This window comes from Pseudoalteromonas sp. S16_S37 (genome assembly GCF_014694405.1).
GTDB lineage: Bacteria > Pseudomonadota > Gammaproteobacteria > Enterobacterales > Alteromonadaceae > Pseudoalteromonas.
Genome location: NZ_JAAUWV010000227.1, coordinates 1 through 316, shown reverse-complemented (window position 1 = coordinate 316; position 316 = coordinate 1). Strand labels below are relative to the sequence as shown.

1 pseudogene is annotated in these 316 nt (G+C 39.6%); it reads right to left on the bottom strand.

Annotated features, from left to right (window positions below):
- A pseudogene (locus HC733_RS22740) lies at nt 1–219 on the bottom strand (IS110 family transposase); the annotation flags it as partial.
- Nucleotides 220–316 lie beyond the last annotated feature (97 nt).

Below are 316 nucleotides of genomic sequence, written 5' to 3'. Positions count from 1 at the left end.
CACAACATTACGATGTTTACCTCTGCTTAGTAATCGGTTGTAACGTCGACACAGTCTAAGCTGTGCCTGCCATGCGATATCGGTTATTTCTTTAGGTAAACCTTCCTGCCGTTTTTGTAGTTCTGTCGATATATTGGCATTGTGTTTATAAGTGTGTGCACCTTGAACAAGTAAGCGCCTTGCTCGTCCATTACCACAAGAACTGGCCCCCAATTTTCGGACATGACTTTAAGTGATTGTTCTGTTTTTATAGTAACCAAAAATATTGGAATAGATGATGACTAGAAAACGTAGAAACCACTCTCCTGAATTTAAA